General features: G+C 41.2%; 6 protein-coding genes. 3 read left to right on the top strand and 3 right to left on the bottom strand.

Annotation, left to right across the window (positions count from 1 at the left end; genetic code table 11):
• Positions 1-704: 704 nt before the first annotated feature.
• Positions 705-920 carry a hypothetical protein gene (locus ACM0OS_RS03325; RefSeq protein ID WP_414541729.1) on the bottom strand — a complete coding sequence of 72 codons (216 nt, stop codon included), beginning with the start codon at positions 918-920 and terminating at the stop codon, positions 705-707.
• A gap of 1157 nt (positions 921-2077) precedes the next feature.
• Between ACM0OS_RS03325 and ACM0OS_RS03320 the strand changes: the two genes are divergently transcribed.
• Positions 2078-2278 (top strand): hypothetical protein, encoded by a 201-nt coding sequence (locus ACM0OS_RS03320; RefSeq protein WP_414541728.1) that lies wholly within the window; start codon positions 2078-2080, stop codon positions 2276-2278.
• Positions 2279-2296: 18 nt separating this feature from the next.
• Here ACM0OS_RS03320 and mobF read toward each other — a convergent pair whose 3' ends face one another.
• On the bottom strand, positions 2297-6364 hold the full coding sequence (gene mobF / locus ACM0OS_RS03315) for a MobF family relaxase (RefSeq protein WP_414541727.1): 4068 nt from the start codon (positions 6362-6364) through the stop codon (positions 2297-2299).
• Positions 6351-6833 (bottom strand): hypothetical protein, encoded by a 483-nt coding sequence (locus ACM0OS_RS03310; protein ID WP_414541726.1) that lies wholly within the window; start codon positions 6831-6833, stop codon positions 6351-6353. The genes mobF and ACM0OS_RS03310 overlap by 14 nt, the downstream gene beginning before the upstream one ends.
• A gap of 338 nt (positions 6834-7171) precedes the next feature.
• Between ACM0OS_RS03310 and ACM0OS_RS03305 the strand changes: the two genes are divergently transcribed.
• Together ACM0OS_RS03305 and ACM0OS_RS03300 are read left to right on the top strand one after the other, a co-directional pair.
• On the top strand, positions 7172-8296 hold the full coding sequence (locus tag ACM0OS_RS03305) for a ParM/StbA family protein (RefSeq protein ID WP_414541725.1): 1125 nt from the start codon (positions 7172-7174) through the stop codon (positions 8294-8296).
• Complete coding sequence (locus ACM0OS_RS03300; RefSeq protein ID WP_414541724.1) at positions 8289-8726, top strand: hypothetical protein; 438 nt, start codon at positions 8289-8291, stop codon at positions 8724-8726. The genes ACM0OS_RS03305 and ACM0OS_RS03300 overlap by 8 nt, the downstream gene beginning before the upstream one ends.
• Positions 8727-8729 lie beyond the last annotated feature (3 nt).

Below are 8729 nucleotides of genomic sequence, written 5' to 3'. Positions count from 1 at the left end.
CCTCTCGCACGTAGTCAAGGTTTTGACATTCATATTTCCAGGTGCAAGATCTAAGTTAACGGAACTTCCCTCACGTTGAGTCCAGTAGGGATTGAGCAGAGATATTTGTATTTGAGAAAATTCAAGCGGGAAATACTTACCTTGCTTAAATTTAATGATTTGCTACTTTCTTGTACGCAACACCATTTTAGGTAATGCAAAATCAACTATTTGGCTCATCAGTAATCTGTTGTAGGAAATTTTACCTTTAACCTACTAGGGAGAAAAAGTGACACTAGTGAATATTTAGGGGCTATTAATGAGTATTTAAGTGCTGTTTAGTTCAGTTATTCCTCAGCAAAAACTGTCAACCGATTGAAAATAATGAGTATTTAAGTGTAGTTAATGATGATTAAGGGGATATTTAGTGACAAGAGTTCCGGCAATAATTTAGCCGCAAAAGCATATATAGAGCTAGTTTTAGCCATTTTTACTAGGGAATTTTGACCCAAATTTTATAATACATTTATGTTGCAAAAGTAATTCAAAAAACTGTTTAACAACTCTTCTGTAGTCGTTAATCATACTAATGGTTACAAAAACTCTGTGTCCTTGCCCAGAGGCTCTTGGTGCTGAAGGAGTGAGTGATTTAGTTTTTTCTCCCCCTGCCCCTCCGCCCCTGAAGCTTGCCACCATGCTCCCGTTTGTGTGGTCAATTTTCAGTATCATCGACCAACATCAACGCCACAAATGCGGCGAATCAGATTAGCTTGCGCTTCCAATTGATGCAGCGCCCAAAGAGTTGACAAGCGCAATTGTTCACCGCGCACTCCTCTTGAGTACAAAACTAAAGGCAGCCAATGAGCTTTGAGAGTAACCATCACCGCATCAGCCAGAGTTGACCCTGGAGAAATCGGATCTGTCTTTAAAAAATTCAACACCTTACCATCAACGCTTTCAAGTCGCTTCTCTGCGAGACGCTGCGCGAACGCTCCAATTCAAAATTCAAAATTATAAATTCAAAATTAAAGAGATTAATGAGGGCTTGTACCCAGAATGAATCAATTCCCAAATTTTTCTGATTCTTCATTTTGAATTTTGCATTTTGCATTTTGAATTCAAAAAAGGTCACTGTCTCGTTTAATAGAAAGAATTTCTTGCTTGGCATTACTCATATAAACACCACAAATTACGTAGGATTAAAGTAGAAACTAAGTACAAAAAAAGTAGTTTTAACTACAAATGCCCGACTGCTGCACAATAGCCATAATATGACACAAAAAGATGCCTTGTTACTGCTATTAGCAGTTAATAGCAGTTTGACCGCAAAAATTCAGTTGAGCCAAAAAACGTGACTCGACTGCTATTAGCAGTCAAAAGTGGTCAAATTACGCCCATTCGTCACCTACTGGTTCTGAGTAAAATTGCCCTCTAATTCATACGCCGAGCCGCTTTGAGCCATTTTTAGCCATTTTCACTAGGTAACTTTGACGAAAAATCCATATTACATTTATGTTGCAAAAGTAATTCAAAAAACCGTTCAAAAATTATTCTGTAGGTCTTGATAATACAATTAGTTACAAAACAGTTGTGTCAGTCTTTGAAAAAAGTTGAGTGAATCTGAACAAACACAATTATTGTCATTAGACTAAACTTGTTGACAATAATATAGCCTGTAACCCTTGTAATTACGTGATTTTTTCCAGTAGTTAGCCAATGTTCACACCAGCATTTTTCATAGTAATTTCAGGTGAAAATTGACTCAACAATAGTATTTTTCTGGTCATTAGCTGAGATTTAATGATAATTATCAACCAGTGCTAAACCTGATGATTTTATTACCCCTGTAAGCCGGCAAATGAATCATGAAATAGTCGTTTTGATATACTTGTAACAGATGAGTTTCTGTCAATTATTGGCACGGGCAGGACTACCGCTATCACATGAATAGCAGATGAGCTTTTATGGAAGCATACATACTCACTACGGATCTAAAAATTCCGGGTGAGGCTATGACCCCATTCACGCTAGATCATGCACCAGGATACGTTTACTCAAGGGGGCATGAAAATTGAACTATTTATACAACTCATAAATAATGGCAGGTTTAGCAATTTTGCCCGTGGTGAAGCTGAAAACCTTTGGCAATGTGGGGGATAGAGAAGCCCATACTACCAGACTTCAAGAAACTGCTAATGCTGACCCACAAAAAATGATTCTCCGGTTGATTGGGGATCGTGATCTGCCTTTGGAGGAAATTGTTCAACTCCTAATCAAATGTAGTTCTTTTAGGTGTTGAACTGAGGAAAACATTTTATTAGCGTCTAAAGCGGATTGATTGATTTTCCACTTCTGACTCTAACAATGCGATTTCTTCCAGTAACTCAATTTCGGATGACAACTCCTGAATTTCTGCTTCTAGCTCTGATTCACTAGTGCTATTTAGCTTTTCTATAATCTGAGGTTTATTCTCTCTAATTACTTGACGAACAACCTTCATCTTAGATAACTGGGGGTCATTCTTTTGCTGTGGCTGTTCAAAGTAGTCTGACACTTCTAAGACTAAATCTGCTAATTCATCCTTGTTTAAACCAAATATCATCTCCCTGATTTGCCACTTTAGTTGCTGCTGGCGTTCTTCAGGACTCAACTTCTTAGGTGGTGCTGGTGGTGAATGTCGCTGTTTGTTGTTGCGATCGCGCCACTCCTTGAGGGTTAATGCTTCACTACATACCGAATGGTATGCCAAAGCCCCATGAGCCACAATCAAATCATCAACACCTTTATCTGGCCCTGGTAATGTCACCACATTGACCTTAACCCCTTGCTCCGCCAGTAGTCCACCAGTGCGCGAGATGGCAATATCTATATTTCGTTGCGTTTCTGGTCGCGTTTCATAGTCAAAGCAGAAAGTCATCTCTCGTCCCGGCGTAACAAAAACAGCTAACTCATCCATTAGCCTTGCTTTCACCTGCTCACCAAACTCATCCTTACTGCGATAACCAGCATATATCCCTGGCAATCCAATTGCAGCGTGACCTTGGCTTAACAAACTAGCGGCTTTCTTCGCTCCCTCAGTGATTGTCACTGGGAGGTTATACTGACAAACACAATACCAAAATCCACTTTTCTTATCGCTTTCAGTAGGCTGTACCCCTGCTTTCTCATAGATACGCTCGGCAAGATCATCAGGTACATCTAACAGGAAAATACTTAACTCAGTTTTAGGTGGATGCTCATATTTAATAAACTTACCGGGTTGATCAGCTTTTTCTCGTGGGTTGTTGGGTTTGTAGCATCCCCACAGTTTTCTATCAGGTTCATCTCCTGGTTTCAGGTCAGCAAAGGATTTTGGATTAACACCAGCATCACACCACCAGCCACCAGATTCAATATGAGCATACTTACTCATAAATCCTGATGAAAGCCTACCTGTATTGGTGCGGGGCAATTTATCACTGTACATCAGGTATTCCCAAGCCTCATGCTCCCATTCCCTGGTTTGATGCAGACTTTTGAAGTTACGACTGGCAATTTCCGGGTGAATGGCGCTGTCAAGTACTAATTCTTGCCAGTGCTGTTCATCAAGCCTTTCCGGTGCTTCACCAATATCACCAGGAGTCCAAAAAGCAACGTTAGGCGGTAAAGTTTTGGGAATTGGTTTATTGATAACTGGTTTGGGAACCGATACTTGTGGCGATTGATTCTGAATAGTCGGGGGTGTGACCTGAGTTTTTAAAATCGGCGGTAATACTGTTTTTTCTGGTGATACACTCGGTTGTTTAGCTACAATCGCCGCAGCTACAAACTTTTCTGTCTCTGGCTTTAACTGACGCTGCTTTGCTAATTCCTGCTGCCGCAGTAGAGCCAGAGCATTTTCCTTAGCTCTACTGGATTGCGCCTGGGCTAATAAATAATCCTTATCCTCCGTATACAGCTTTAATTCATACCTAGCACGGCTAACCGCTACATAAAAACTCTCTTGTCCAATGGTGTTATCAGCCGCAATCAACACTCGGTCAGCCGTTTTCCCCTGACTACTATATGTAGTGCTGACAATGGCATAATCCAGATGTTGGGCTTGTTGCAGATTAATAACTTCAGTTTGACTGCTATCTAAATACTCAATTTGTGCGTTAGACCCAGCAACGGCTGTAACTACAAATTCCTGACCGTTGCGCCGTCCTAATTGGCGGTCATTCTTCGTCCAGCGTAGGCGATCGCCCACAGCAATTTCAATCCCCTGCCTTTGATAAACTGCTTGCTCAAATCCCGTATCTAAGAGAAATTCTCTGCCATCCTCAGCTTTCAGGGTTAAACGGTCATTATCCTTACCCACCACTTCATACAGTTTCCCCTTCTCCAATCCCCGAAGCTTATAACTGCGCGTGGGCATGACTACATCCCCCAATTCAAAATTATGGGTGTAGCGCCTTTGTACTCTTGTCAAATCTTTGGCTTTTAACTGAGTAATGTTAATCCCAGTACCTAAACTTCCCTCAGCTTTCAGTTTTTCCCGAATGGCTTGGGTGATATCCAGTCTTTCAATATTGGTTCCTGCCAGTACCAAGGTTCTGGCTCGTTGTTCTGGTGTAGCTGTTATGTAATCACGGGCAATCGCCTCAATTTTCAGTTCAGGTGAAACGCTATGAATACAGCCATTTTCATCTAACCTTGTAAATCCGTCCTGAATTCTCCCTTCTGCAATTAAATCTACTGCCAGTTTTAGCTCTGGGGCGCGTTGCCTTAAAGATTCATTCAGGTAGCTAGTTTTAATTCCCGCCTGTTGCAGTGATTTGAAAGGGTTGCCTGCTTCTACGGCTGATAACTGCTTTGTGTCTCCTACTAACAGGACTCTGGCTTGTTCCTGGGTAGCTCGTTCTAACAGAGCGATCGCATCTTTGGCACTGAGTAATCCTGCTTCATCTACAATCCAAATTTGCTGTGATTCAATCTCCTGGGACGGTTCAGAAACCAGGGTAAGAGCAACTGTTTCAGCTTGAATATCCAATTCTTGACTCAAAACTTTAGCGGCCATTGAACTGGGGGCAAATCCTTTGATGGTGTACCCTGTATCGGTGGCGATTTTCTTTAATTCCTTGAGGGCGAAAGTTTTACCAGCACCAGCTACCCCTTGCCATGCAATAAATTGGTCTGTTGTGGTGGCTGCTGTTTCTAAGGCGCGGCGTTGTCCTATGTTTAAAGCGGTTTGCTCTAGATGGCTGGTAATTACTTCTGGGTGGGTGAGTGGGCTAACCTTAGACTGCCCATCCTGCATGAGTTTTATGGTTGCCAGTTCGCGGTTGACTGCTGCCAGGGTAGTAAAGTCACGGGTTTCCGATAGGCTGAGTAGTTCGGGATTGGCTTTAATTAACGGTTCAATCTGGCTTACGTCCGTGGCTAATCCTTGATTGAGGATGAATTTCTCTAATTCTTCCTGGGTGAAGGCGACATTTCTTTCTGAACAGTGCGCGATGGCATCTTCCAGGTTGTCATAGCTGACTAACCTCGGCTGTAGTTCCGGTTGTGCCTCCCCTGGCTGAACAAATTTAATCCCCAGTGCTGCGGCTTCTTCTCTCCACTTGGCTTTTAGCTCCTCTGGGTCAATTTTCTGTTTGATGCTCCTGGTGGTAGTCCATGCTTTTTCTCGTTCTGCCCAAGTTGCATTATCTCCGGCAGCATTTAATATCTGTTGTCTGCGTTTGGAGAATTCTTGTAAATCTTCTGGTTGAAATCCTTTAATCTCAAACTGTCCGTGATTTCTGGCTTCGACCGAGTACCCCAGTTTTTGTACTTCTACTGCGAGGTAGTTTTGGTACACCATGCCGAGAAATTTCTTGTTTTTGAAGATTTCATCATTGAGGAGACTGTACCATTGCCCGTTCTCTAGCCGTGTCATGTTCATCACCAGGGCGTGAGTATGCAGATGTGGGTCTAGTTTCCTGGTTTCAACATGGTCAAACTCTGCAACTACCAAATTATTGGTTTTCACAAGTTGTTGCCCGGCTTCAGTAGTTGCTCTGGTGTAGCTATAGCGTTCTTCTATCAGTTCTAAGGTTTTTTGTACCGCTAATGTATGCGCCTGAATTAAACGCTCATCTCCACCCACTAACGCTTGTAGGCTAACACTTTTTGGTGCAGAGAAAGTAAAGTCCGTTGCTGCCCGGCGTTTTGATGAGTTTAATTTTCTAGCGCATAGATGTTGACTGCCATCTGGCGATAGTCCATTAACAATATTTGAAAAGACTTCTTGGTTATCAACTGCTCCTGATAGTCCTAACTTTTCTGCACCTTTCCCAGACCAGCGTGAAGTTCCTTCCTGGTAATAACCCTCCAGAAAATAATGTACTGCTTGCTGTGGTTCTGAGTTTTTACCTGTTAACACTAACTGTTCCTCTGCTCCTCCGCTTCCTCTGTTCTCTTTCAGAGAATGTTAGATTAAGCGGTTGAAAAATTTCAGGTATTTGATTAGGGCTACTAACGATAAATTTCAAGTCAATGCCTGCACAATGATTGAGTTCATCAATGACATTTGCAAAATGCTGGCTATCAATACACCACACTGGGAATTTTGTATAACAATTGGGCTGAACCTCATAAAATAATCTTTCATTTTTGGGCAGTTGTTGAAATATCCTGATTCCCTGGGCGTGGTATTTACAAAAGTTAAACCCCACCCAATTAACCGTTTGAAAATAAACTACTCGAATCACTACATGGGCAGAATCTTTTGTTGTGGGTAATGGTTGACTACTCCAGTGATGACTATTTTTCCAGAAGCACATCGCCATCATTTGACGCGCTTCTGTCTGTAATAGCGAAAGTGTTACTGCTTGTAGTGTTGAGTGCTTCACATTTTAATATTTGTTTACACAAGTTTTTTCTGCATATTTTTATTCTAATTTTAGTGGTTTTTTCTGTCAAAACTTTTTTGCGTACTGTGCGAAAAAAATGAATTTTTCAAAAGTGGTTGATTTACCATAAACTTGACACAAACTCCCCATAAGAACCGCACAAAATTAATTCTAGGAACTGCTGAGAACTACCTATAAAATGCCACAAAAATATCACATATTTCTGTTATTTTTGTCTTAGAATTATCAGATAAATCACACAACAATTACAAGGTTGTACTGATGTGTTTTATTACCGAAAAGTACCATACTGAGAACCATTTTTCGAGGGAATTTTCATGAGCTTGTTAAGGTTAGGTGTAGATCCTGGTGGTTCTTCGCTCAAAGGATTTTACACTTTAGATTCGTTTAAACCAGAATTGATTTTAATGGAACCAGAAGTAGCGACAGTTCCATTAGAAAGTTTGTCAGCCTACGAAGAAAGCAAGATAGGTCAGTCAAATCCTGAGAATAGTGCCTGGATTGAATATCAAGGTAAGTATCAAGCAGTAGGTTTCTTAGCTAGAAAACGCTTCAACGCTGATTTGCAGCTGCAACGCCGCAAGTTTGAGTTAGCACTGCCTAAAGTCTTGGCTATGGTGGGAGCGCTCGCCGACAAGCATGATTTACCCAACGGCTCCTCTGTTCATTTAGGAATTTTACTGCCTTGGGGAGAATATCAGGATCGGGCTTTATTTCAACAGTTGATCACGACTGCTCTTGCTAATTACACATTCAAAGGGCGTGAAAAGTCGTTTTCCTTGGATCTGTTTGTTTGTCTTCCTGAAGGTGGAGGAATCTTAACTAGGGGACGCGCTCCTGGCTCTTCCCTTAAAGAACAAACCATCGGCGTGGTCATGCTGGGTTATCGAGATACTTCCATCCTGCTGATTGAGCGGGGAGAAATGAGTAGAGGTAAAACAGAACCTTTGGGATTCTCGAAAATGGTGGAATCCGTGAAAAACCAAACATCCGGCTTAAATTTGGAACGCCTGACTACTGCCATCTGTAAAGCTGGTAAAAACCTTTCTCACAAGGCTTTGGCAGAATTAGCTTCCTCGTTAGACCTAGATTATAGAGAACATGAAATTTCTACTATTCGTAAAGCCGTAGCTAATAGTAGACAAGAATATTGGATGATGTTGTCCAATTGGCTCAAGTTGCAAATTCCCCGTGATGTTGATGAAGTAATTCTCAGTGGGGGGACTGCTTATTACTTCCGTTCCCAGTTAAATAACTTGTTGTCTTTCTCTAATGTCAACTGGTGTGAAACTTTGGAGACACAAATCACTAATAGTTTTTCGCAAGTCGATTCTAAATCTCTTAATTATCGCTTGACAGATGTTTATGGGTTATTTTTCTTCCTCTGTGGTAGTGGTGTAAGGCAAAACAAAGGTCACACTGTAGGTGCAACACATGACTAATCGCATTGAATATCGTTGCCGTATTGCTCTAGAACAAGAGTTATTTAATGTCGCGTTGATTAATTTTCTCAAACAAAAAGTCAATATAAGTGAAAAAGATAAGGTAATATCTGCGTTATCTGCTTACTGGTTGCCTTTCGCTTTAAAAGCAGATGGTAATTGCTCTGATTCAGAATTAAAGCACTATGCTAGAACTGCTATTTATAAGTTGAAGTTGCATATAGCATTTCTTTGTGAAACGTTTGTTCTGGAAGATTTTTCGCTCGTTTCTCCAGCAAGTATTTCCCCTAAAACGATAGTCCAAGAACCAGGATTAACCTCGCCTGAATCTGCCATGAATGAGCAGAAACAACTAGAAAAATCCCCATCAGAGTCAATGGATTTTGTACATCATCAGGATGACAACACCTTTCAAAAAATGTTCGGTTAGAAG

It is taken from the genome of Nostoc sp. CCY0012 (genome assembly GCF_963920855.1).
Classification (GTDB): domain Bacteria; phylum Cyanobacteriota; class Cyanobacteriia; order Cyanobacteriales; family Nostocaceae; genus Cyanocohniella.
This window is presented reverse-complemented; position numbering and strand designations above follow the sequence as displayed.

Bases quoted from the DNA above. Each gene is read 5' to 3' on its own strand.
- ACM0OS_RS03300 (WP_414541724.1), top strand. From the start codon at position 8,289: ATGACTAATCGCATTGAATATCGTTGCCGTATTGCTCTAGAACAAGAG.
- ACM0OS_RS03320 (WP_414541728.1), top strand. From the start codon at position 2,078: ATGGCAGGTTTAGCAATTTTGCCCGTGGTGAAGCTGAAAACCTTTGGC.
- ACM0OS_RS03305 (WP_414541725.1), top strand. From the start codon at position 7,172: ATGAGCTTGTTAAGGTTAGGTGTAGATCCTGGTGGTTCTTCGCTCAAA.